23 protein-coding genes are annotated in these 23902 nt (G+C 55.0%); 15 read left to right on the top strand and 8 right to left on the bottom strand.

Translation table 11 applies throughout. The features are described 5' to 3' along the window. The first annotated feature begins 49 nt into the window (after positions 1 to 49). The 3 genes from LQ901_RS12505 (at position 50) to LQ901_RS12495 (ending at position 3269) form a co-directional block, all read left to right on the top strand. The gene (locus LQ901_RS12505; protein ID WP_036769217.1) at positions 50 to 397 is read left to right on the top strand and encodes a YegP family protein; all 348 of its coding nucleotides are present in this window, start codon (positions 50 to 52) and stop codon (positions 395 to 397) included. Positions 398 to 701: 304 nt separating this feature from the next. Beyond that, positions 702 to 1307 carry a LysE family translocator gene (locus tag LQ901_RS12500; protein ID WP_084977966.1) on the top strand — a complete coding sequence of 202 codons (606 nt, stop codon included), beginning with the start codon at positions 702 to 704 and terminating at the stop codon, positions 1305 to 1307. A gap of 387 nt (positions 1308 to 1694) precedes the next feature. Next, entirely contained in the window at positions 1695 to 3269 is a 1575-nt protein-coding gene (locus LQ901_RS12495; protein WP_010862763.1) for a PAS domain-containing methyl-accepting chemotaxis protein, read from the top strand. 104 nt (positions 3270 to 3373) lie between these two features. On the opposite strand, the gene tsgA is transcribed toward LQ901_RS12495, so the two are convergent. Continuing rightward, positions 3374 to 4552, bottom strand: coding sequence for an MFS transporter TsgA (gene tsgA / locus LQ901_RS12490; RefSeq protein ID WP_233672291.1), 1179 nt, complete (start codon positions 4550 to 4552; stop codon positions 3374 to 3376). Positions 4553 to 4885: 333 nt separating this feature from the next. Between tsgA and LQ901_RS12485 the strand changes: the two genes are divergently transcribed. From LQ901_RS12485 to LQ901_RS12455, 7 genes are all read left to right on the top strand, one after another. After that, positions 4886 to 5215, top strand: a complete 330-nt coding sequence (locus tag LQ901_RS12485; RefSeq protein ID WP_081632834.1) for a glycine zipper family protein — start codon at positions 4886 to 4888, stop codon at positions 5213 to 5215. Between the two features lie 33 nt (positions 5216 to 5248). Further along, positions 5249 to 5575, top strand: a complete 327-nt coding sequence (locus LQ901_RS12480) for a YmgD family protein (protein WP_233672290.1) — start codon at positions 5249 to 5251, stop codon at positions 5573 to 5575. Positions 5576 to 5913: 338 nt separating this feature from the next. After that, on the top strand, positions 5914 to 6489 hold the full coding sequence (locus LQ901_RS12475) for an aminodeoxychorismate synthase component II (protein WP_047707105.1): 576 nt from the start codon (positions 5914 to 5916) through the stop codon (positions 6487 to 6489). A 261-nt stretch (positions 6490 to 6750) separates the two neighbouring features. Next, positions 6751 to 8061: an aspartate aminotransferase family protein gene (locus tag LQ901_RS12470; RefSeq protein ID WP_255698411.1), complete on the top strand. Its 1311-nt coding sequence runs from the start codon at positions 6751 to 6753 to the stop codon at positions 8059 to 8061. A gap of 9 nt (positions 8062 to 8070) precedes the next feature. Continuing rightward, positions 8071 to 9090 (top strand): arginine N-succinyltransferase, encoded by a 1020-nt coding sequence (gene astA / locus LQ901_RS12465; RefSeq protein WP_064977125.1) that lies wholly within the window; start codon positions 8071 to 8073, stop codon positions 9088 to 9090. 30 nt (positions 9091 to 9120) lie between these two features. Further along, positions 9121 to 10584 carry a succinylglutamate-semialdehyde dehydrogenase gene (gene astD / locus LQ901_RS12460; protein ID WP_233672289.1) on the top strand — a complete coding sequence of 488 codons (1464 nt, stop codon included), beginning with the start codon at positions 9121 to 9123 and terminating at the stop codon, positions 10582 to 10584. A gap of 19 nt (positions 10585 to 10603) precedes the next feature. Further along, a complete protein-coding gene (locus LQ901_RS12455; protein WP_233672288.1) occupies positions 10604 to 11440 on the top strand; it encodes a DUF1338 domain-containing protein in 837 nt (278 codons plus the stop codon). A 78-nt stretch (positions 11441 to 11518) separates the two neighbouring features. On the opposite strand, the gene LQ901_RS12450 is transcribed toward LQ901_RS12455, so the two are convergent. The 6 genes from LQ901_RS12450 to LQ901_RS12425 all read right to left on the bottom strand — a co-directional run bounded on the left by LQ901_RS12450 (position 11519) and on the right by LQ901_RS12425 (position 18968). Continuing rightward, positions 11519 to 13573 (bottom strand): FUSC family membrane protein, encoded by a 2055-nt coding sequence (locus LQ901_RS12450; protein WP_064977128.1) that lies wholly within the window; start codon positions 13571 to 13573, stop codon positions 11519 to 11521. A 102-nt stretch (positions 13574 to 13675) separates the two neighbouring features. After that, positions 13676 to 14308: a cAMP-activated global transcriptional regulator CRP gene (gene crp, locus LQ901_RS12445; protein WP_010862753.1), complete on the bottom strand. Its 633-nt coding sequence runs from the start codon at positions 14306 to 14308 to the stop codon at positions 13676 to 13678. 304 nt (positions 14309 to 14612) lie between these two features. Then, positions 14613 to 15494 (bottom strand): phosphoribulokinase, encoded by an 882-nt coding sequence (locus LQ901_RS12440; RefSeq protein ID WP_010862752.1) that lies wholly within the window; start codon positions 15492 to 15494, stop codon positions 14613 to 14615. A 41-nt stretch (positions 15495 to 15535) separates the two neighbouring features. Then, entirely contained in the window at positions 15536 to 15754 is a 219-nt protein-coding gene (locus LQ901_RS12435) for a YheU family protein (protein WP_010862751.1), read from the bottom strand. 63 nt (positions 15755 to 15817) lie between these two features. Further along, on the bottom strand, positions 15818 to 16825 hold the full coding sequence (locus LQ901_RS12430; protein ID WP_233672287.1) for a hydrolase: 1008 nt from the start codon (positions 16823 to 16825) through the stop codon (positions 15818 to 15820). 211 nt (positions 16826 to 17036) lie between these two features. Next, complete coding sequence (locus LQ901_RS12425; protein ID WP_064977129.1) at positions 17037 to 18968, bottom strand: ABC transporter ATP-binding protein; 1932 nt, start codon at positions 18966 to 18968, stop codon at positions 17037 to 17039. A gap of 117 nt (positions 18969 to 19085) precedes the next feature. On the opposite strand from LQ901_RS12425, the gene kefG reads away from it, so the two are divergent. From kefG to slyD, 4 genes are all read left to right on the top strand, one after another. Next, complete coding sequence (kefG, locus tag LQ901_RS12420; protein ID WP_010862748.1) at positions 19086 to 19682, top strand: glutathione-regulated potassium-efflux system ancillary protein KefG; 597 nt, start codon at positions 19086 to 19088, stop codon at positions 19680 to 19682. Beyond that, positions 19675 to 21486, top strand: coding sequence for a glutathione-regulated potassium-efflux system protein KefB (gene kefB / locus LQ901_RS12415; protein WP_010862747.1), 1812 nt, complete (start codon positions 19675 to 19677; stop codon positions 21484 to 21486). Before kefG ends, kefB begins: the two co-directional genes overlap by 8 nt. Then, entirely contained in the window at positions 21479 to 21679 is a 201-nt protein-coding gene (locus LQ901_RS12410) for a YheV family putative zinc ribbon protein (RefSeq protein WP_010862746.1), read from the top strand. Before kefB ends, LQ901_RS12410 begins: the two co-directional genes overlap by 8 nt. An 86-nt stretch (positions 21680 to 21765) precedes the next feature. After that, entirely contained in the window at positions 21766 to 22374 is a 609-nt protein-coding gene (gene slyD, locus LQ901_RS12405) for a peptidylprolyl isomerase (RefSeq protein ID WP_010862745.1), read from the top strand. A 193-nt stretch (positions 22375 to 22567) separates the two neighbouring features. Here the strand turns inward: slyD and LQ901_RS12400 are convergent, their stop codons facing one another. After that, positions 22568 to 22789, bottom strand: a complete 222-nt coding sequence (locus LQ901_RS12400) for a SlyX family protein (protein ID WP_010862744.1) — start codon at positions 22787 to 22789, stop codon at positions 22568 to 22570. A 287-nt stretch (positions 22790 to 23076) separates the two neighbouring features. On the opposite strand from LQ901_RS12400, the gene fkpA reads away from it, so the two are divergent. Beyond that, positions 23077 to 23853, top strand: coding sequence for an FKBP-type peptidyl-prolyl cis-trans isomerase (fkpA, locus tag LQ901_RS12395; protein ID WP_010862743.1), 777 nt, complete (start codon positions 23077 to 23079; stop codon positions 23851 to 23853). Positions 23854 to 23902: the final 49 nt, after the last annotated feature.

The following is a 23902-nucleotide window of genomic DNA, read 5'->3' as shown; positions in this document are numbered from 1 at the left end:
CATTTGTGTGCGCTGCACACAGGCGGGGCAGGTATCACAGCGAGGCACGATTATGATTGGACATTTCGAACTGAAAAAAGCCAGCGATGGTCAGTTTATGTTTAATCTGAAAGCCAGTAATGGCGAAATTATTCTGACCAGCGAACGCTATACCACGAAGGCGGCGGCGCTAAATGGTATCGAGTCGGTGCAGAAAAATGCCACGGACGAGGCGCATTTTGAACTGAAAGTCGCCAGCTCCAATAAACCCTATTTTGTCCTCAAAGCACGTAACCATCAGGTGATCGGGCAAAGTCAGCTCTACTCTTCGGATGTCTCGGCACAAAACGGGATCCACTCGGTGATGAAAAATGGCGTCAGCACCGACATTCGCGATCTGACGGTTGTGGATAAATGAGTCGCTGGTAGCAGGTAAATAGGGGGGGGGGGAGAAGGCATCGCAGAGATACCGTCAGGCGCATAGCGTCGAAACTGAGTTTACGCCTGCTGTTCGCGCTGACGTGCATGATAACCGTGTGCATGATAGCCGCACTTCTATCACCCCACACCCCGAACAGGGTACACGGAGCACGGCAGGATGCCGTGGCGCTGATTTTGCGGTAAGGTAATTGGGTGTTAACAAGCGGCAGACCGGCGAGTCTGTCGTTTTGTTTTGGATTCTTTTGCCTGCCCACCATGGCAGCACATTCAGGGATGATGCAATGACCCTCACCGAATGGTTTTCACTGGCCTGTATTTTGATGTTGGGCGCGGTCAGCCCAGGGCCGAGCTTGGCGCTGGTGATCCGCAATACTTCACGCAGTGGGCCGATTACAGGTTTACTCACCGCGATCGGACATGGTGCCGGTGTGGCGCTGTATGCGCTGGCGACTGCTTTTTTCCTCGGCGCGTTGCTACACACTCATCCGCAAATGCTCTTGGTCATCAAAGGCATCGGCATTGTGTGTTTGCTATATTTTGCTTGGGGCGCGCTGCGCAGCCAAGGGATCAGCGGTTTGGAAAGCAATGCGAGTGGACCGCGCCGGAATGGTTTGCTGGATGGCTTTTTATTCTCGTTTACCAACCCTAAATTGATGCTGTTTTTTGTCGCGCTGTTCAGCCCGTTTTTGCAAGAGGGGTTTTCGGTGAGCGATAAACTGCTGATCACCACTACGGCGGGAGTGATTGATGGCGGCTGGTATGCGCTGGTGGTGTTACTGATCTCGCAGCCGCTGATTTTCCGCCAGTTGGTGCGAGCCGGTAAGTGGCTGGATCGCGCGATGGGCGTCGTGCTGCTGGTGGTGGCCGGTCGTTTACTGCTGCTGTAAAACCCACGTCATGCATGCAAACCGCGCGCAGCCGGCGGCTTTACTCAAGTTTTACACGGTGGTGGCCGCTATAGATATGTCTGATAAGTGGGTGGATGCTACCGCTAGCCTAAGCAAGGTGAGCTAATCGCGTAGGCTCATCTCTCGCCCTTTGTTATGCTTGTGGTTGCATACGCGTCCATTTGCTTGGTGGATGCTATCAGCCGCCGGAGCAAAACGCCGGAACAAAACAACGTTCCATGCGGTGTTATCGCAATGCATTTTGGGGTTCCACTTTTTTGTGTCACCTATTTAATCAAGTATTAACAATATCCCATTATATATTACTTCTATGCGCGCGCGGGTGCAGCGGCATACATCACAAAATGGGACTACAGCGGATCTTTTATGACGATACCACAAGGCTTTAGCGCCGGAGCGGCGACGGAAGTCGATTATGATGCCCGACTGAATCTGATTTCGACCACCACGCCGGATAGCCGGATCACCTATGCTAACCAGAATTTTTGTCAGGTAGCCGGTTATCAGCCTGAGGAGCTCGAGGGCCAGCCGCATAATATCGTTCGTCATCCGGATATGCCGAAACCGGCGTTTGCTCAGCTCTGGCAGTATATTCGTGCCGGTAAGAGCTGGATGGGGCTGGTTAAGAACCGTTGCCAAGATGGCGGCTTTTACTGGGTATCGGCCTTTGTTACCCCGATTCTCAATGCGCGTGGCGAGGTCATCGAGTATCAATCGGTGCGCAGTAAGCCCGATCGCGAAAGTGTGGCGCGCGCAGAAGCCCTGTATGCCGATTTGCGGCGTAATAAAACGCCACGCTTACGCCGTCTGGCGTTAATGGCAGGGTTGCCGGTCTTAACACTTGGCAGTGTGTTGTTGCAAGGTATTGCGCTATGGCAGCAGGGGCTATCCCTGACCGGTGGATTGGGCTTGCTGGGCTGTGGCTTGGCCGGCGCGGTGAGTGTGTATCTGGTGGGGCGGCTGCGCACTTTGCAGCAACTGGCGCAGAAGACCTATGACAACCCATTGATGGAAAAAGTGTACACCGGCCGCTTTGATGATTTTTCGGTGATTGAACTGGCCTTGAAGATGCGTCAGGCTGAGTTACGGGCGATTGTCGGGCGGGCGACCGAAACCTCTGGCCGCATTTTAACGGCCGCCGAGCAAGAGCTACAGAATAGCCAGCAGATTGAGTCCAACTTGCGTCAGCAAATGCTGGCGACTGAGCATGTGAGCGTGGCGATGGATCAGATGTCGTCCTCGATTCATGAAGTGGCGGAAAGCGCGGCGCTGGCGTCGAGCATCACCACCCAAGCACAGCAGATTTCGCGCGAAGGCCAGCAGAGCGTCGAAACCACCATCAATTCGGTGCATGCCTTGCATGAAGAGTTGGATAACTCCAAGCAAGTGATCCACGATTTGTCGCAAAGCAGTACCCAAATTGAAGGGATTTTGGATGTGATTGGCGCGATTGCCGATCAAACCAACTTGCTGGCGCTGAACGCGGCGATTGAAGCGGCGCGCGCCGGAGAAGCAGGGCGTGGTTTTGCTGTGGTTGCCGATGAGGTGCGCTCTTTAGCGCAGAAAACCCAGTCATCGACCGGCGAAATTCAGCAGATGATCACCCGCTTGCAGGCGATTGCGGCGCAGGCGGTGGAAGCGGTCGAGCGCGGGACGTCGTTGTCGGAGCAGTGCAATCAGCAAGCGGCGGAAACCGGTCATCGTTTGGTGCAAATTAACGAAGTGCTCAACCAAGTGACTGACAGCAGCCGACAGATTGCCGATGCGGTAGAAGAGCAGGCCAAGATGAATGATCAGATCTCGCACAACATCGAGAATATCAATCAGCTAACGGTGGCCACCGCTGGCAGCAGTGATCAATCGGTAGACAGCACGCGTCAGTTGGTCGCGCAGCTGGAAGCGATGCGCCGTTTGATGCTGCAATTTGAACGCGCGATTTAAGGTGTGATGCCTAAGCGTATTTGCCATGCAGAAACAAAAAAAACCGGCTAAGGCCGGTTTTTTTATGGGCAGACTTTTCTGCCGAGCGGTATATCGTCTAGCAGTTAGACGTGACCGTGGTTGCGGTGCTGAGTGAACATCGCCAGCAGTGCGGTCAGGACAAATACCGCCGCATACAGACCGTTGGCACTCCACAGCGCCACTTTCGGCCCATAGTGATGGATAATCGGGCTACTGACGACGAAAGTCAGCATAGTACCAACGGTGCCGCTGGTCAGGATGAAGTTCACCAGACGCGGTGAAGACACCTTGGTCTGCTGCGAACCCAGCGTGATCAGCGAGGTATAAATGGCGCTCGACACAAAGCCCAGAGCAATAATGCTGATATGCAGGTAGTGACCGCTGTTATCGCCAATGAACACATACATGGCGAGCGCAGCCAGCAGCGTCAGACCAAGCACCAGACGGTACAGGTCAAAAAAGCGCACGATCACACTGAAAATCCACATCCCAATCATGTAGGCCATCCAGAAACTACCGACCAGTGCGCCAGCTTTTTCCACGCTCATACTAAATTGGGTGCTGACATAATCTGGCAGCCAAGAGATGAAAATCATCTGACCGAGGATGTAGCACAGCGCAGCGGCGGCAATCACGAACACCCCAGTGCCCCAGCGTTCACTGCTAATGACCGCGTTGCCATCGCTGTCGTTTTTATGCAGCGGTGGGAATTCGGAGGTCATGGTCAGCAGGTAAATCGCCAGATACACCACGCCAATTAGCGCATATACCCAATACCACGCAGCGTGACTCGCCAGAATATAACCGGCCGCCACTGGGAAAATCATCCCCGCCATGCTGAAGAATGAGTCGGTGATCAGCAGCATCGAACCACGGCGACGGCCATGGTACAGCTGGGTGATCAGGAAAGTACCAATCGACATGGTAATACCGCTCACGACCCCGAGAATAAACATACACAGGGAGAACAGCATCAGCCCTTTGCTGAACATCAGGCCGACCACGCTAAACAGCATCAGTACGAAACCGATACTCAGTTGGCGTTTCAGCGAAATGATGTGGACTAGCCAGGCATTGAGGAAAATGGCTACCAGAATACCGGTATTGAGGAAGGTAAAGGTATTCCCCATGCTCGCCAGCGGAATATGAAAGAAGTCGGCAACCGAATTCATCACGATACCGGTGACAACGATTAAGGCACCGGTTAAACCGAATGACAGAAAACTGATCCAGGTTAACCGGAGGCGGTTCATTGTGCTCATCGCAAATTACCGTAATTGAAAAGAAGGAAAAATGAAAAGCGCGAAGTCTATGTGAAACGATTGCGCGATTTTGTGTTCTGGATCACTAAAATAGCATATTAAGTCCGACAAAAGCGCAGGAAACTGTGATCTGGAGGTATGCGACCTGTTTTTTTATCCCCTATGAGGGGCTAATGCCACGAAATGACAAAACAAGCGGTCTGCCACAGAGTATCGTGCCGAGCATAAGAAAACCTGCTCTGGGTAGTCAGTGTGACTAGCACAAGAGTAAGGATCACATTTCGGTGAACAGGAGAGATACACATGTTATCCCGTACTGGTGTTTCGCGTTTAATGATTGTTCTGCTGACGTCAGCTTCCCTGCTGTCTGCTCCAGCGGCACTGGCGGCTAACCGCCTGACCAAAGGCGCAATGGTTGGCGCTGCAGTAGGTCTGGTTTCTGGTCAGGGCGTGAATGGCGTGCTGAAAGGCGCAGCATTTGGTGCTGGTGTTGGTGCTATGACCGAAGACGGTAAAAAAGGTAAGAAAGCCCGTAAAGGCGCCAAAGTGGGCGCGATCGCGGGTGCCGCAGCAGGTCTGCTGTCTGGCAACGGTATTGAAGGTGCGCTGAAAGGTGCTGCCGTGGGTGGTGCTGGTGGCGCGATTCTGGGCCGCATTAACTGATTTTAGTTGTAAACAGATTACAGGATAAAAAAGATGAAAAAGGCAGTATTGTTTGCTCTGGCGGTTACCGCAGCTCCAGCCGTATGGGCGAATGCCGATGCAGGTTTGCCAGCCGATGTGTACATCACTTGTGCTGAAGCTGGTGCGATGGCAAAAGAGCACAGCCAAGATGTTGCTGATCTGGTGGCGATGATGGGTAACGCGAGCGTTGAAACCCGTAACCTGAAGATTGCCAAATCTGCCGACACTGACAAGAAAGTGATCGAGAACCTGAACTCGTTCTGCGCCAAAGATCCACAAATGCTGCTGATCACCGCGATGGATAACGCCATGCGTCAGCTGGCAGGCGAAAAACTGTAATCACTGCGTGTGTGCTTGCCGACTGATTTTGGTCGGCCGGGAGAGAAAAACGGGAGGCCAGTGGCTTCCCGTTTTGTTATCTGGGGTTTACGCCCACCGCGCAGCGATGGTTCGCCTAGCGCACGCGATCGCCGGTATATCTGGGTAAAGATGCGGGTATTGCGGTGGGTATCGATACCGGTAGCGGCGTAGTGGAGCATGGCGTGACCGCCCCCTTATCTGAAGTTTAGCGGCTGGGTTATCAGATTGATTTTCATCCGCAATCTGGGTATAACCGCAGCGACACGCCGCATTGCGCGGTTTTCTTCCGCTGTTTTTTGCCTCAGGCGCGAGTGTTTATGTTGCTGCTTATCGATAACTATGACTCTTTTACCTATAACCTGTACCAGTACTTTTGCGAGCTGGGCTGTGAGGTCATGGTACGCCGCAACGATAGCCTAACGCTGGCGGATATCGAGCAGCTTGCGCCGTCCCATTTGGTTATTTCCCCGGGGCCTTGCACGCCCGATCAGGCAGGGGTGTCGCTGGCGGCTATCCGCCATTTTGCGGAGCGTTTGCCGATCCTCGGTGTCTGCCTAGGTCATCAGGCGCTGGCGCAGGTGTTTGGCGGCAAGGTGGTACGGGCGCGGCAGGTGATGCATGGCAAAGTCTCGGCCATCCGGCATACCGGTTTAGGCGTCTTTGAGGGCTTGCCCGATCCGCTGTCGGTCACGCGTTATCACTCACTGGTGGTGGAGGCTGATTCACTGCCGGATTGTTTTGATATTACGGCTTGGAGTGAGCGTGATGGTCGCTTTGATGAAATCATGGGGATCCGACACCGCCATTTACCGCTGCAAGGGGTGCAGTTCCATCCCGAGAGCATCTTGAGCGAGCAAGGGCATAGCTTGCTGGCCAATTTTATCGCTGGCTAATTGCCCAGCGTTTTCCCTCTTTTCCTCTCATTTTTACTGACGTTAGCCGCATTTTATCGGCCATTCTGTTGCGCTTTGCCTCGATTTGCTGTGCCAGCGTATGCCGCGTGCGGCGCTATGATGCGCCAGCATAGGTCAGCGGTGATGAGTTGCGACAGAGAGGAAATGCGAGCCGGCACATAGGCAAAAGCGAAAAACTCGTGTTAACTTAATGTTAATGCGAGGCGCGTCGGCGCCGGACAGTCTGGCGAGGAGCGGCGTATGCGTGAAGACCCGGCAGTTTCAGATTCCCCGTTGTTATCCCCTCTAACAGCATTATCGCCCCGCGCGAGTGCTGTTAAGCGCGCCTGTTTTGATCAGCTGATGGTGCCGTGTTATGCGCCCGCGGCCTTTATTCCGGTACGTGGCCAAGGCTCACGGGTGTGGGATCAGCAGGGTAAAGAGTACATCGATTTTACCGGTGGCATTGCCGTGAATGCGCTCGGACATTGCCATCCGGCGCTGGTGGAAACCTTGCTGCAGCAGGGGCAAACCCTGTGGCACCTGAGCAATGTCTACACCAACGAGCCGGCACTGCAGCTGGCGCAGTATCTGGTGACGCACACTTTTGCCGGTAAAGTCTTTTTGGCCAATTCAGGGGCAGAAGCCAATGAGGCGGCGCTCAAACTGGCGCGCCGTTACGCCATCGACCATCACTCGCCGTATAAAACTCAGATTATCGCCTTTCGGCAGGCCTTTCATGGTCGCACCTTTTTTACCGTCAGTACCGGCGGGCAGCCGAAATACTCCGATGGTTTTGGCCCCAAACCGGCGGACATCATCCATGTGCCGTATAACGATCTGGCTGCGGTGCGCGCCGTGATCGGCGATCACACCTGCGCGGTGATGGTCGAGCCGGTGCAAGGGGAAGGCGGAGTCATTCCGGCCACGGAAGCGTTTTTAAGTGGGCTGCGTGAGCTGTGCGATCAGCATGACGCCCTGCTGATTTTCGATGAAGTGCAGACCGGCGTTGGCCGCTCCGGCAGTTTGTATGCCTACATGCAATATGGGGTGACGCCGGATATTCTCACCACCGCCAAAGCATTAGGCGGCGGCTTTCCGATCGGCGCTATGCTGACCACCAGTGAGTTTGCCTCCAGTTTGACGGTCGGCACCCATGGTTCGACCTATGGCGGTAATCCGTTAGCCTGTGCGGTGGCGCATACCGTGCTGCGCACCGTCAATACGCCGAGTGTGCAAGAGGGCGTGTTGCTGCGGGCGCGACAGTTTCATCAGCAGTTGCAGGCTATCAATCAGGAGTTCGGTCTGTTTCGCGAGATCCGTGGTTTAGGGCTGCTGATTGGCGCTGAGCTACAAGCGCCCTATATCGGGCAAGCGAAGGCCTTTTTAAATGCGGCCGCCGAAGAAGGGCTGATGCTGCTGATGGCCGGACCCGATGTCCTGCGCTTTGCGCCGTCATTGGTGATTGAGGAGCAGGATATTGAGTTGGGGATGGCACGCTTGCGGGCGGCGATTCGCCGCGTTTGTATGCCGACATCCGCGAGTAGCCAATCTGGCCTCAGTGCTGGGTGAGGAGGCGCTATGCTGGTCGTCCGTCCGGTTACCCGCGCCGATTTGGCGGCGTTGATGCAGTGTGCACAGGCCTCTGGCTTTGGCTTTACCTCATTGCCGGCTGATGAGGCGCGCCTGCTTGAGCGTATTACGCAGGCCGAGCAGGCATTTGCTGCTCATCCCACTGCGCCTGGGGAGTATGATTTTTTGTTTGTCGCCCAAGATACTGACACCGGTCAGGTGGTGGGTACTACGGCGATTGAGTCTTGTGTCGGTTTGGCGCACCCCTTTTACAGCTATCACCGCGCCAAGGCGGTGCATGTTTCGCGCGAGCTGAATGTCTACAAAACCGTAGAAACCTTAACCCTGTGCAATGATTACACCGGTGTCACCGAGCTGTGCACGCTGTTTTTGCTGCCGGCTTATCGCCACGGTCAGCATGGCAAATTGCTGTCAAAATGCCGCTTGCTGTTTATCGCCGAATTCGCCGCCTGTTTTGCCGAAACCGTGATTGCCGAGATGCGTGGGATTTCGGATGAACACGGCGATTCGCCGTTTTTCCAGTGGTTACGCACCCACTTTTTCGACATCGATTTCAGTACTGCCGATCGCCTCACTGGCACGGGAAACAAGCGCTTTATCGCTGAACTGATGCCGCGCCACCCGATTTATATCAACTTGCTCAGCCCTGAAGCGCAGGCGGTGATTGGGCAAGTGCATCCACAAACTCGACCGGCGTTGCAGTTACTGCTGGAAGAGGGCTTTCACCATCGCGGCTATGTCGACATCTTCGATGCCGGCCCGACCGTGGAGTGTGCGCGCAATGACATCCGTGCCGTACGGCACAGTCGGCGCATGAAAGCGTGCGTGATGGAAGATACCACCCGCGGCAGTTTGCACTTAATCAGTTCGACCCGTTTCCAGCGTTTTCGTGCCTGTTTGGGGATGGTTTCGGTGGATGAAGAGCTGCACGAGGCGCATATCAGCCACGAGAGCGCGCAGCTTTTGCAGATCAGTGACGGCGACCGCGTGCGGATTTTGCCGTTATAACGCGCACCACAGCGCATTCAAGGAGGCGTCATGTCCGGTTTATTGATTGATGGCCGCTGGTTACCGGGGGAAGGGGGCGTCCTGCATTCGTACAATCCGGCCAGTGGTGCGTTGCTGTGGCAAGGTGCTGCAGCCACCGAGGCGCAAGTGCAGGCCGCGCTCAAGGCGGCGCGCGCTGCATGGCCGGCGTGGCAGCAACTTAGCCCTGATGAGCGTTTTGTCTATCTGCAGAATTTTAATGAGCAGGTGTGTCAGCAAGAAAGCTGGTTGGCCGGCTTGATCAGCGCCGAAACCGGTAAACCGCTGTGGGAAAGTCGTAATGAGCTGGCCGCCATGTTGGGCAAAGCCGAGATCTCTTGGCGTGCTTACCAAACTCGCAGTGGTGAGTGGCAGCAGCCGATGGCGCAGGGGGTGTCGCATGTACGCCACCGCGCGCACGGGGTGATGGCGGTGTTTGGCCCGTACAATTTCCCCGGCCATCTGCCTAATGGGCATATCATGCCAGCGCTGCTGGCTGGGAATACGGTGGTGTTTAAACCCTCCGAGCTGACGCCGGCGACTGGCGAGGCGCTGGCATTGCTGTGGCAACAAAGCGGTCTACCGGATGGCGTAGTGAATCTGGTGCAAGGTGGCGTGTCGGTTGGCGCTGCGCTGGCGGCATCGCCGGAGCTTGATGGTCTGCTGTTTACCGGCAGTGCGCGTACCGGACGGTTGTTGGCGCAGCAATCGCTGGCGTTCCCGCAGCGCATTGTGGCGATGGAGCTCGGGGGGAATAACCCGCTGATCGTGCAGCAGGTGAGCGATCATAAAGCAGTGGTGCATGACATCCTGCTATCGGCCTTTCTGACCGCCGGCCAGCGCTGTACCTGTGCACGCCGCTTGCTTTTACCGATTGGTGATGAGGGCGATGCGCTACTACAGCGCTTAGTGCAGGCCACTCAGCAGTTACTGATCGGCGCGCCAGAGCAGCGCCCAGAGCCATTTTGTGGGCCGCTGATCAGCAATGCCGCGGCCGCGCAGATGCTGCAGGCGCAAGAGCAGCTACTGGCATTGGGCGCTAAAGCGTTGTTACCGTTGCAGCCGCTTGCATTAGGGCCGGCTTTTTTACGGCCAGGGATTTTGGATGTTAGCGCAGTGAGCGCGTTACCGGATGAAGAGTATTTTGGGCCTTTGTTACAAGTGCAGCGTTATCAGAACTTTGCGCAAGCGCTAGAGTGGGCCAATCAGACCCGTTACGGGCTAGCGGCGGGCTTGTTCAGTGATGATCCGGCGCTGTATCAGCAGTTTCGTACTCAGATCCGCGCCGGGATCGTCAACTGGAATCGTCCACTGACCGGCGCGTCGAGTGCTGCGCCTTTCGGTGGCTGTGGTGCGTCCGGTAACTATCGGCCCTCGGCACTGTATGCCGCCGATTACTGCGCCTATCCGGTTGCCTCGTTGGAATTGGAGCATGCCACCTTGCCGGCTCAACTTAGTCCCGGGTTAACACTCTGACAGGCAGAGGAGGATTAGCATGGGAAACTTCATTCTGGATAACCCCAGCACCGCGGGCAGTGACTTAGATGGTTTGTTACAGCGCTGGTGGCAAGACTATATTGCCATCACGCCGGTGGTGAGTGAGGTCAATCGCTTATTGGGCGAGGATGCGGCGCTGATTAATGACCATCTGGCGCTGCGCACCTTCAATCTACCGGCGACCGGTTTATCTCGGTTATTGCCGTTGTTCGATGCGCTCGGTTACAGCGTGGAAGGGCACTATCAGTTTGTCGAACGCAAGCTCACCGCTGTGCATCTGGAACACCTCGATCCGCGCCAACCGAAGATTTTCATCTCCCAGCTGGAAGTTGACCAACTCTCACCGTTGGCGCAGCAGTTGATTGCGGCGCTGGTGGCGCAATTACCGGAAAATATATTCGATAGCCCCCTCGGCTTGGCGGCCGGTCGGCTCTGGCAATTGTCGCTGGCGGATTACCAGTTGCTGCTGGCGGAGAGCGAGTATGCCGCGTGGCTGGCAGCATTCGGTTTTCGCGCTAATCACTTCACCTTATCGGTCAATGACCTGCAAGATTTTCATACCTTGCCGCAGTTTAATGCCTTACTTGAGCAACATGCGATTGCGCTGAATCAGCAAGGTGGGGTGATCAAAGGCTCACCAGCGCAGAAGCTGGAGCAGTCCGCCACGCTCGCCGATCCGGTGATGGTGCATTTTAGTGACCAACCCTGCGCCATTCCGGGCTGCTTTTATGAGTTTGCCCTGCGTTATCCGCAAGAAGATGGCACCTTGTTCCAAGGCTTTGTCGAAAGTTCGGCAACCAGCATCTTTAGCAGTACCGATACCCGCCAGCACTAACACTCGCTACCACACTAGCACGCTCTCACGCGATGCCATCATCGGCAGGCTCGCATGAGAGTGTGAGAGCGTTAGAAGTCACAGATGACGCGATGCAACCGCCATCCCCGACAAGGCATACATCTCACTTAAGTGCGATAAGATGCGATAGAAGTGATGATCGAGCGCGCTGTCTTCGGGCGGTAAGCTCGGTAGCGGCAAGCTTTGTAGGCTGTTATCCGCCAGCGGTGTGCGGTTAGCCAGTTGTTGCTGACAAGCTTGGATCGCAAACTCTAGCGCTTCACGGTAGGCCTGCAGATTGCCCTCGGCTTCGGTTGCGCCCTCACGAATCTCCACCGTCATGCTGTTGATATGCTCGATGAGCTGCTGGCTATGCGCTTGCCACAGCAGGATTTCTTTAAGGTACAGGCTGTTATAGCCAGGCTCTTGCAGCGCTTGTGCGTAAGAGTTGTGTAAATCCATCTGTGCTTGGTTGACCTTGATGCGCGACAAACTTAATTCAGCAGCACTGATGCTTTGGCGCTCCAGCATATGGATTAAGCGGTGCATGTGCTCGCCGACACTGTCCAGCAGCGCATTGGCATACTGTAGCAGACGGGTACTTTGCCATTGTGGCCACAGCAAGGTGGTACTAAGAAACGCCAGAACGCAGCCGAGCAGGGTATCTTCCATCCGCGCCACCAAAAATGCCGCGCTGTTGTGCGTCAGCAATTGCAGCAGACAAACCACCATCACGGTGAGCAGCACCACCGCCCAACCATAGTGATTGTGCACCAGTGAAAAGCCTATCAGGGTGCCGATAAACATAAACCCGAGCAGCCATGCTTGCGGCAGGTTCAGCAGTAGCACTCCGGTGCCGAGCACCAAGCCCAGTAATGTGCCGTACGCTCGGTGCTGAATGCGCACCTTGGTTGCGTTATAGCCGCTTTGCATCACCAGCACGATGGTCAGCAAGACCCAATACGAGCGTGGTAGCGAGAGCAAGGCTCCGATTTGCGCGCCAATGGCTAAGGTCACGCCACTGCGTGCCGCCATGCGCAGCGAAGAGGCATTCCAATTCAGGTAATTTTTGAGTGCAGTCAGCAGCGGCGGATCGGGGATGCGTGGGCACAGCTCGCGCTCGTAGGTCGGACGCAGGGTTTGCAGCAAGCGTGCCACTTGGCCGAAGTGATAGGCGCAAAAGTGCAGGACTTCGCTGTCAGGGTGCTGTGTTTGTAACCGCTGTAAGTCATTCAGGCCCGCCTGCATATCAAAGTCGGCGAGTCGGTCTGCGTACAGGATGCTGTCGGCAATGGCGCGCAGGCGCTGCACCATCATGCTGACATTGCCCAAGATCACCGCTTGTGCCTGACAGGCACAAATCTCATCGTGTACTCGCTGCGGTTGATTTAGGCTGCTGGTAATGTGCTCTTGCAGATCCAGTGCAGTTTGGTACAGACGTAGCATTTTCTGGCCACCAGGCCAGCTTTGCGCATCTAACTGATTCAATAATTGGCTGCTTTGCGATAGCAATTCCATCAGGTTTTGCTGTTTTTGCAGCAACACTAAGCTGGCTTGCTCTGGGTCAGTGGCATTCACTAATACCTGATATTTGCTGTCCAGATAATCGGCCAAGGCGCGGTAAGACTTGTTGAGCGTGTCGCGTAGCGGCACGAATTTCCACAGATGGATCCAGCAAAAAGTAAACAGACCAAACCAAGCCACGCCAATTAAAAATACCCCAGCGGCTTGCCAGAAAGGGAAGATTTTCAGCAGTGCTAAGGTCAAAATGCCGGCAGCTAAGCACGCGGGCATCAGCTTGGTATTTTGGCTGCTGATTTCCCGCACAACGCCATACACCAGTGCCAATAACAGTAAAATCAGCGGCTCCGGTAGCCCCAATTGCAGCAAACCACCGACAAACAAACTGGCGGAGGCAAAGATGGCGGCAACGGTGACCACGCGACGCAGATAGTGCTGTTGCGGTGCGTCTAAACCGGCGACCGTACAGCAAGGGACGGATAAAAATAGCAGCAGGCCATACATGACATTGCCGAGCGCCAGCGCGGTAAGCACTGGAATGGCGACAATCAACGTCTGTCGTAGGCCGAAGTTGAATTCAGGATGCAGAAGCAGGTGTTTTAACGATCTCATGAGCCGCTCTTGGCTGACATAAAAAACAGGCTGTTTCTGAGATCAAAGCACAAAAGGCGCTAAAAAGCGCCTTTTACCTGAAACCGGAAAAGTAACCGGAGATTAACGCGTGCCGTACACCACGATGGTTTTACCGTGGGCGGAGATCAGGTTCTGATCTTCCAGCATTTTCAGGATACGACCTACCGTTTCACGGGAGCAGCCAACAATCTGGCCGATCTCTTGACGGGTGATCTTGATTTGCATGCCGTCTGGGTGAGTCATCGCGTCTGGCTGTTTGGCCAGATTCAGCAGTGTCTGAGCGATACGACCAGTTACGTCCAAGAAGGCCAAGTTGCCCACTTTCTGCGAGGTGGTCTGCAGACGGGAAGCCATCTGGGCAGAAAGACGCATCAGGATATCCGGGTTAACCTGGATCAGCTGACGGAATTTCTTGTAAGAGATCTCGGCCACTTCGCAGGCACTCTTGGCACGTACCCAAGCAGTACGCTCCTGACCTTCCTCGAACAGTCCCAGTTCACCAATAAAATCACCCTGATTCAGATAGGACAGGATCATCTCCTTACCTTCTTCATCTTTAATCAGAACAGCGACGGAACCTTTGACGATGTAGTACAGCGTTTCTGCCTTTTCGCCTGCATGGATCAGCGTGCTCTTGGATGGGTATTTATGAATGTGACAATGAGACAAAAACCACTCAAGGGTAGGGTCTGTTTGCGGTTTACCAAGAACCATTTATATTTCCTCTACATAGTCGCTTGATACGACAGGACTAGCAATATTTCCCTGTGTAACGCAGCCCGACAATCTCTACGTTTTGTACACGTATTGTGACCTTAGCATATTGACTCGTGGGTTCTGCTGCAAGGCTACCTCTCATTGGGTAGCATTCTAGCGGCCTAATTTAATGATGCTCTGATTTTGATCCAGCCTGTGGCACACCGCACGTTTTTTATCATTAAATCCCACTAGCTGAGCGCGAAAAAGCCAACTCTTGTGACAAATTAGGCGAAATTGTCTGTCAAATGTGCAGGTTATTTCACGATTTTTGCGATTGCACAGATTGTGTTCGCAATAATTTGGCCACTGCAGGTGTCAAAATCAGATCCATCGCCAATTCCATTTTGCCCCCCGGTACTACTAGCGTGTTCATGCGTGAAATAAATGCCCCCTGAATCATCGCCAGCAGGTAGGGAAAATCGACCTGAAAATCTTCGCGAAAGTGGATCACCACAAAGCTCTCATCCATGCTGGGAATGCTGGTGGCGGCGAACGGGTTTGAGGTATCCACCGTCGGCACGCGTTGGAAGTTGATGTGGGTACGCGAAAACTGTGGGGTGATGAAGTTGATGTAGTCATCCATCGAGCGCACGATTGAGTGCATGACCGCTTCGCGCGAGTGGCCGCGTTCATGAATATCGCGCACCAGTTTTTGGATCCACTCCAGATTGACGATCGGCACCATGCCAATCAACAAATCCACATGCTGCGCCACATTGTGCTGCTCGGTGACCACCGCACCGTGCAAGCCTTCATAAAACAGCAGGTCAGAGTTTTCCGGTAACGGCTGCCAATCGGTAAAGGTGCCGGGTAGCTGGTTGTAAGGCACGGCTTCGTCGAAGGTGTGCAAGTATTTGCGTACCTCGCCATCGCCGGATTGCGCATAGCGGGCTAGGCAGGCCTCTAAGCGGCCAAAATCGTTGGCTTCCGGGCCAAAATAGCTGATATGCCGCCCTTGCTCGCGGGCGCGGCGCACCGCAGTATCCATTTCGGTGCGGGTATAGCGGTGAAAACTGTCCCCTTCGATGAAGGCGGCATTGAGCTGCATCTTTTTGAACATCTTGCGGAACACGCGGCTGGTGGTGGTCGTCCCCGCACCACTGGAGCCGGTGACCGCAATAATCGGATGTAACGCAGACATAAGCACTCCTTGCTCAGGTACGCAGCGGCATAAAACCGCGCTTAACCGTTAAATTCGTCGCGACGCATGATATTCAGGCTCTCATGCAATTCCGACCACACCAGCACCGCTTCACCGCTTTGCAGCTGGCGGCGTAGCTGTTCGGTCTTTTCGGCAAAACTCATCTCTTGCTGGCCGTAATCGGTGCCTTCACGCAGGACAAACGATTCCAGCAAATTGTTCAGGGTTTCCGGTTCAAGTTGTTGCCAAGGAATGATCATCGGTTCAATGGGCTCCAAGATAGATCGGCTGTCGTGCAGAGGTATTCCCGCAGAGGGCTAGCCTTATTCTAAATGAGGGCGCAGCCATTGGGGAATACGCTGCTCTAACCACATCTGTGGCTGCTGCCAAGTGCCACCGACAAACCCGACATGACCGCCATGCTCGGTCAGCTGATACTCAATATTGGCCGGCAGCGTGCCTTGCGGCGGGATCACCGCCTCGGTCATAAAGGGATCGTCTTTGGCATGTAGCATCAAGGTCGGCACGGTGATGTGTGCCAGTACCGGCAGGGCGCTGCAGCGCTGGTAGTAATCCTCGGCGCTGTCAAAGCCGTGTAGCGGGGCGGTCAGCAGATGGTCAAAATCGCGTAAGCGACGCAGCTGGCGGATCTCCGTTTGGCTCAGCGGTAAATCCACCCGCCGCAGCGTCATTTTGCGCAGCAGGTTGCTTTTCATTTTGCCCAGCAGGTACTGATGATAGATACGCGAAAAGCCCTGTTCGAGGCGACGCGAGCAGGGCTCGAGGGCAAACGGCGCCGAAACCGTGACCGCGGCTTGCAACAGGCTGTCCGTGCCATATTCGGCCAGATAGCGCGCCAGCATATTGCCACCGAGGGAAATACCGATGGCCGCTGTGTTCTGCTCGCCAAAATTGCGTTGTAGCCACTGCAACACGAAGCGGGCATCGGCGGTATCGCCTGAGTGATAGGCGCGCGCTAAACGATTGGGCTCACTGCCACAACCGCGAAAATGCATCAAAAGCCCCAGCCAGCCTGCATCGCGGATCGCTTGTAGCAGTCCGTGGGCATACGGGCTGTGGAAATTGCCCTCCAGACCGTGAAACAGCACCACGCGCGGTTTGTGTTTGGCGGTCAGCGGACTTTCGGTCCACGCCAGCTCGAGAAAATCGCCGTCCGGCGTCTCCAGCGTTTGCGTTATCGGGGTAAATTGTGGCTGGCGGCGCAGCAGGCGCGGCAACAGCGTTTGCAGGTGCGGGTTGTGCGCACCGCGTAAGGGATGAAAAGGCATGAAGGCGGCCGGCTCATGTGCCGCGCAGATCCTGGCAGACATAGGTGTCACATCAGCAATCCAATAAGAACGTAATCTACGTTGATACCGGATTTTGCGGCAAAAGGAAATGGGGGCGCGTTTATCCCTGAAATCTATCACTGCGCTATGAGGAAGGGGTAAAACGATGCACCCCCTGGGATACCGGCAGTGCGGCATCTCAGGGGCGATTCAGTGACGGACTAGGTTTCTTGGTGAACTTGCTTGCGTGAGCTTAACTTAACGTGTCAAAAGCCTGCTGCAGGTTTTCCAGTTCACTTTGGGCATCCAGCCACGCCATCTCGGTTTCTTCCAGCGCGTTTTTGGTGCTGACTTGCAATGACAACAGCTCCGTCATGCGCACTTTCTGACTGGCATCGTACAGCGCCGGATCGGCCAGCTGGGTTTCCACCTCTTGCAGCTTGCTGGTTAAGGTTTCCAACTCTTTTTCCAGTTTGGTCAGCTGACGGCGCAGTGGCTGGGTTTGCTGACGGAATTCCGCTTCGCGGCGCTTTTGCTCTTTACGGGCTTGTGCGCTGTTGGTGTTGTCTTTGTCGCCAGTGCTGCTGGTCGCAGGGCTGTCTTGTTGCTCACGCTTTTGCTCTTCGCTCAGCCAACGCTGGTAATCATCCAGATCGCCGCGGAACAGCTCGACCTGACCGTCATGCACCAGATAGAGATCGTCGGTGGTCGAGCGCAGCAGGTGACGGTCGTGCGAAACCACCACCATCGCGCCGTCGAAGTCGATCAGCGCTTCGGTCAGCGCTTGGCGCATGTCCAAATCCAAGTGGTTGGTCGGTTCATCCAGCAGCAGCAGGTTCGGGCGTTGCCACACAATAAGCGCCAGCACCAGACGGGCTTTCTCACCACCGGAGAACGGCGCCACCGGATCGGTGACTTTATCACCGCGAAAACCGAAGCCGCCGAGATAATCACGCAGCTGCTGTTCGGTTTCTCGCGGTGCTAAACGCGCCAGATGTACCAGCGGGCTTTCTTCTGGGTGCAGGGTTTCCAGCTGATGCTGGGCAAAGTAGCCGAGCTTGATGCCGCGCGACAGCTCAACCACCCCGTGTAGCGGCGCCAGCTCTCCGGCCAGCAGTTTAATCAGGGTCGATTTACCCGCGCCGTTGCGCCCCAGCAGACCGATACGCGAGCCGGGCACCAAGTTGAGCTTCACGGAGTTGAGGATAATCTTCTCGCCGTAGCCCGCGCTGACTTTTTCCATGCTCAAAATCGGATTCGGCAGACTCTCCGGCGCACGGAAGCTAAAGCGAAATGGGTTATCCACGTGCGCAGGGGCAATCAACTCCATACGCTCCAAGGCTTTCACTCGGCTTTGGGCTTGTTTAGCCTTGGAAGCCTTAGCTTTAAAGCGATCGATAAACGATTGCAGATGGGCTACTTTGGCTTGCTGGCTTTCATACAGCGATTGCTGCTGCGACAGTTTAGTCACCCGCTGCACTTCAAAGGAGCTGTAGTTACCGGTGTACTCATCGATGCGTTGCTGCTCGATGTGCAAAATCTTATCGACAATCGGATCGAGGAAATCGCGGTCGTGGGAAATCAGCACTAAGGTGCCGCGATAGCTGTTGAGCCATTTTTCCAGCCAGATCACGGCGTCCAGATCCAAGTGGTTGGTCGGTTCATCCAGCAGCAATAAGTCAGAGCGACACAGCAGGGCTTGCGCCAAGTTCAGGCGCATTCGCCAACCACCGGAGAAACTTTTCACCGGTTGCACATGCTGTTCAGACGAAAAACCTAAGCCATGCAGTAAGCTGGCAGCGCGGGAGCGAATCGACCACGCGCCAATAGCATCCAGTTTGCCGTGCAGTTCGGCAATCTTGTGCCCGTCATTGTCGTGGTTGGCGCAGTCTAATGCCTGTTCAAGTTGTCGGTACTCTCGGTCGCCATCTATGACATACTCAATAGCAGGCATATCCAGTGCCGGCGTTTCTTGATTCACCCAGGCCATCGCCCAGTGGGCGGGTACGGAGATGGAACCGGCATCGGTAGTAAGCTCGCCTTTAATCAAGGCAATCAGGGTAGATTTACCACAGCCGTTTTTTCCCACCAGGCCGACTTTCTGGCCGGGATTGATGGTAGCGCTGGCGTTATCCAGCAACATCTGATTGCCGCGGATTAACTGGATATTAGAAAATACGATCATTGCAGGTTGCCTTTGCGAGCGAGAGCTGATGCGAGAAATGCCAAAAAAACAGGCCTGCATGGTAACGGAAATTCAGGTCACTGACGACCTTCAGGTGACGCAAAGCAGGAGTAATGAATGCGCGAACGGAGCCTTTCCCCGACGCCACCCAACGTTTTATTGATTGTCGCCCACCCGGATCTGCAAGAATCGGTGGCGAACCGTGCACTGCTGGACGGTGCGGCGGCCTTGGATAATGTCACCGTACACGATTTGTACGCCCAGTATCCGGATTTCTTTATCGATGTGCAGCGCGAGCAGACGCTGCTGCGTGATTTCGATGTGATTGTGTTTTTGCATCCGTTGTATCTGTACAGCTGTCCGGCGCTCCTCAAAGAGTGGATGGATCGGGTGCTGGTCAAAGATTTTGCCCACGGTAAACAGGGCGATGCCTTGATGGGCAAGCACTGGCACTCGGTGATCACCATCGGCGGGCCGGCGCGTGCTTACAGCCGTACCGGCTATAACCGCTATCCGATTGAAGAGATTCTGCGCCCGTTCGAGTTGACGGCGGCCTTATGCCGAATGCAGTGGATAGCCCCGCAAGTGATCTACTGGGCGCGCCACTTGCAACCGCACGTGATGCAAACCCATGTCCATAATTTCCAGCAGTGGCTCACCGCCCCGCTGGCGATCGAATCTGAATCTGAGTTGGAGATCGAGTCTGATGTCTGAAACCGGCTCCATGCATGATGTAATTTTATTTTTGAGCGCGGCGGTGATTGCCGTGCCGTTGGCACGTAAAGCGGGGATCGGTGCGGTTCTCGGCTATTTGCTGGCCGGTATGGCCATTGGCCCTTGGGGCTTACGTCTGATTAATGATGTGGAGGCGGTACTGCATTTCTCCGAACTTGGGGTGGTGTTGCTGCTGTTTATCATCGGCTTGGAGTTAAATCCCGGCAAACTGTGGCAGATGCGGCGACCCATTTTCGGCCTCGGCGCGTTACAGGTGTTATTAACCGCCGGCTTATTGATGGGGCTGCTGCTGTTACTTGGCTTTAGCTGGCAAAGTGCCTTGATCAGTGGTCTGGGGCTGGCGATGTCCTCCACCGCTATGGGCTTGCAGTTGATGCGCGAGTACGGCATGACCCGTAACGATGGCGGGCAGTCGGGCTTTGCCATTTTGCTGTTTCAGGACATGGCGGTGGTGCCGGTGTTGGCCTTGATCCCCATGTTGGCGGTGGGCGCCAGTGACACCACGGACTGGTCGATGATTGCGATCCGGGTTGGTGGCGTGGCCGCGTTGCTGCTGGGCGGCCGCTATCTGCTGCGCCCATTGTTCCGCATGATTGCCAATACCGGTGTGCGTGAAGTCTTTACCGCTGCGGCGCTGCTGGTGGTGCTCGGTACCGCCTTTTTGATGCAGGCGATTGGCCTGTCGATGGCGCTGGGTACTTTCCTCGCCGGCGTGTTGTTGGCCGAGAGCGAGTTTCGTCACGAGCTGGAAATTGCCATCGAGCCATTTAAAGGGCTGTTGTTGGGGCTGTTTTTCATCTCGGTGGGTATGGCGGTCAACTTAGGCATTTTGCTCACCGATCCGCTGTGGGTGGCCTTGATGGTGCTGGTCTTGGTCAGCGTTAAAGCGGCGGTGCTGTTTTTGGTCAGTATCTTGTTCCGCTTGCGCCGGACCAGTCGCTTACAGTTGTCGGTGGTGCTCAGTCAGGGCGGGGAATTTGCTTTCGTGCTGTTCTCAGCCGCCGCTGCCAGCCGAGTGATCGACTCTCAGCAACTGGCGTTGCTGCTGGTGAGCGTGAGCTTGTCGATGATGACTACGCCGCTGCTGATGAAGCTGCTCGACCGCTGGTTGGCCAAGGCCCTCAACACCCAAACGGTCAGCGAAGAGCAACCGCATGTGGAGGATGATGAGCCGCAGGTGATCATCGTCGGTTTCGGTCGCTTTGGCCAAATTGTCGGTCGACTGTTGAGTGCTAACAAAGTGCGAATCACGGTATTGGAGCGCGACCCGAACCAAGTGTCGTTCTTGCGCCGCTACGGCTACAAAGTGTATTACGGCGATGCCACGCAATTGGAGCTGTTACGCGCTGCCGGTGCCGCACAGGCCGATTCCATCGTGATCGCCGCTGACGATCACGAAGCCAACATGCAGATTGTGCACCTGTGCCAAGAGCACTTCCCACAGTTGCAGATTTTGGCTCGTGCTCGTGGGCGGGTGGAGGCTCACGCACTGCTGAGCGCAGGCGTTACCTTATTTAGCCGCGAAACCTTCTCCAGCGCCTTGGAGTTAGGGAAAAAAGCGTTGGTGACCACCGGCATGCATCCGCACCGCGCCTACCGCGCGCAGCAGTATTTCAAACGCTTAGACATGCAGATGCTGCGTGACCTGATGCCACAGCATCAAGCGGGCGTGACCGAGATCTCGCGGGTCAAAGAAGCGCGGCGCGAACTGGATGATATTTTCGAGCGCGAGATGCAAAATGAAAGTCTGCGTCATCAAGGATGGGATGTTGAAGATGAATAAACGTCGGCGCTTTATCGCCGGAGCCGTGTGTCCGCACTGTCAGCAGCAGGACACCTTAGCTTTGTACCGAGAGCTGGAAACCGAAGTGGTCGAGTGCGTGCAATGCGGTCATCGCCAGACGCAAGCCGCCGCGCACATCGAACAGCACAAACGCCCAGACGAGCAAATAATCGGGGTTTTTCGCCCGGATTAACATTGTGAGGTTTCCGCGCACAGCCGATTTCCGCTACAATCGGCGCGCGAAAGATAATCCTTTTTCTACCGACGGCAGGAGTTGCCATGAAAATTGCTAAAGACGTGGTGGTCAGCCTGGCCTACCAAGTACGTACAGAAGATGGTGTGCTGGTGGACGAATCTCCGGTCAGCGCGCCGCTGGATTACCTGCATGGTAACGGCAACCTGATCACCGGCCTGGAAAATGCTCTGGAAGGCCGTGAAGCTGGCGCCAGCTTCGAAATTACCATTCCAGCTGAAGAAGCTTACGGTAACTATGACGACAACCTGGTTCAGCGCGTACCAAAAGACGTGTTCCTGGGTGTGGACGAAATCGAAGTTGGCATGCGCTTCCTGGCGGATACCGATCAAGGTCCAGTACCAGTAGAAGTAACCGAAGTGGGCGACGACTACGTTGTTGTTGACGGTAACCACATGCTGGCTGGCCAAGCACTGCACTTCGCGGTGGAAGTGGTTGCAGTACGTGAAGCGACTGCCGAAGAGCTGGAGCACGGTCACGTGCACGGCGCGCACTCACACGAAGGCGGCTGCTGCGGCGGTCACGGCCACGGTGAAGGCGAAGGCTGCTGCGGTGGTCACGGTCATGACCATGACCACGATCATGACCACGAAGGTGGTTGTGGTAACCACGGTGGTTGCGGTTGCAAGCACTGATAGCCGGTCGAGTGGTGGTGCGCGAGCATCGTCACACTCACTGAGCAACATCGAAAAGATAGCAAAAGGGCACCCTAGGGTGCCCTTTTTTATGGCGCGGCTTGCACAAAATGCGATTTTCATAAAACCCGACTTTCCCGAGACTATTTTCTCGAGATTAGTTTCTCGCAATTATGCCGAGATAGTGTCGAGATCAATAATGCGGCGGAGGCGTCTCTTCCGCCTGCGAAGCCACTGGCGAGGCTTGCACTTCCCGTAACTTGGTGACCGCAAAGCGTACTTGGGTACGCAATTTTTCCAGCTCAATTTGTTGCTGGATAATGACCTTATTCAGCTCTTCGATGGTCACTTCCTGAAATGCCTGACGGCTTTCCAGATGATCCAGCCGTGCCTGTAATGCTGCTAACTCGCTCATTCACGTGCCTCACACCCGTTGATGGCCGGTACTTAGGCACCGGCGGCCACAAAAACGCGATTAAACCCTATTTGAGGGAATTATCCAACCGCTGTGCGGTCAAATCTGCCGGTACAGTGCTGACAGACAAAGATCATCTACACTAAATAATTGTCGTCGCAATGAATTTATACAGATTGCTTTCGGACGCCCTGTGCAGTTTCGCCAATCGCGAGTATATTGATTACTACGCACATCTTTTACGCGTAAGGTATCGTGCGGGCACGTTGCCCGCCCATGGAGGAAGAATGAAACCAGCATTTAAATCATCGCTGATCGCGATGACACTCGCACTGTCTTTAGGCAGCGGCGCTGTGATGGCAGCCGGAGCACCGGCGGCAGAGCCAGCGAATGTGACTGCGCCAAAAGTGGCCGGTTTTGCGAATGAAGATCAGCAGGCAGCCTACGCAATCGGGGCTTCCATGGCGCGTTATGTTTCTGCCAACTTAGATGCGCAGAAAAACATCGGCATGAACCTGAGCCGCGAAGAAGTTCTGAAAGGGATGCAAGAAGCCTTTAACGGCAAATCCAAAATGAACGATACCGAAATCCAGCAAACCCTGCAGGCGCTGGATATGAAGATCAGCAAGCTGGCCCAAGCCAAAATGGCTGAGCAAGCGAAAGCAAACGCCGCTGCCGGTGACGCTTTCCGCGCTAAATTCGCCAAAGAAAAAGGCGTGAAGAGCCTCAAGAGCGGTCTGCTGTATCTGGTAGAGAAAGAAGGTACCGGAGCAACACCGAAAGCGACCGATACCGTAGTGGTTAACTACGTCGGCACCCTGATTGACGGTAAGAAATTCGACAGCTCTTACGATCGTAAAGAGCCGGTCACGTTCCCTCTGAACCGTGTGATCCCAGGCTGGACCGAAGGTCTGCAGCAAATCAAAGCGGGCGGTAAAATTAAGCTGGTGATCCCGCCAGAGCTGGCTTACGGTGCTGACGGTACCCCAGGCATTCCACCTAACTCCACACTGGTATTCGAAGTGGAACTGCTGAAAGTGGAAGCGCCAGCTGCGGCTAAATAAGCGCACTCGTCACATTTTCACGAGCAGACAAAAGCCGGCCTGAGTGTCG

This window comes from Plesiomonas sp. PI-19 (assembly GCF_021368255.1).
Taxonomy (GTDB): domain Bacteria; phylum Pseudomonadota; class Gammaproteobacteria; order Enterobacterales; family CAMTGL01; genus Plesiomonas; species Plesiomonas shigelloides.
The sequence above is the reverse complement of the archived record's forward strand: the minus strand, read 5'-3'. Positions and strand labels throughout refer to the sequence as shown.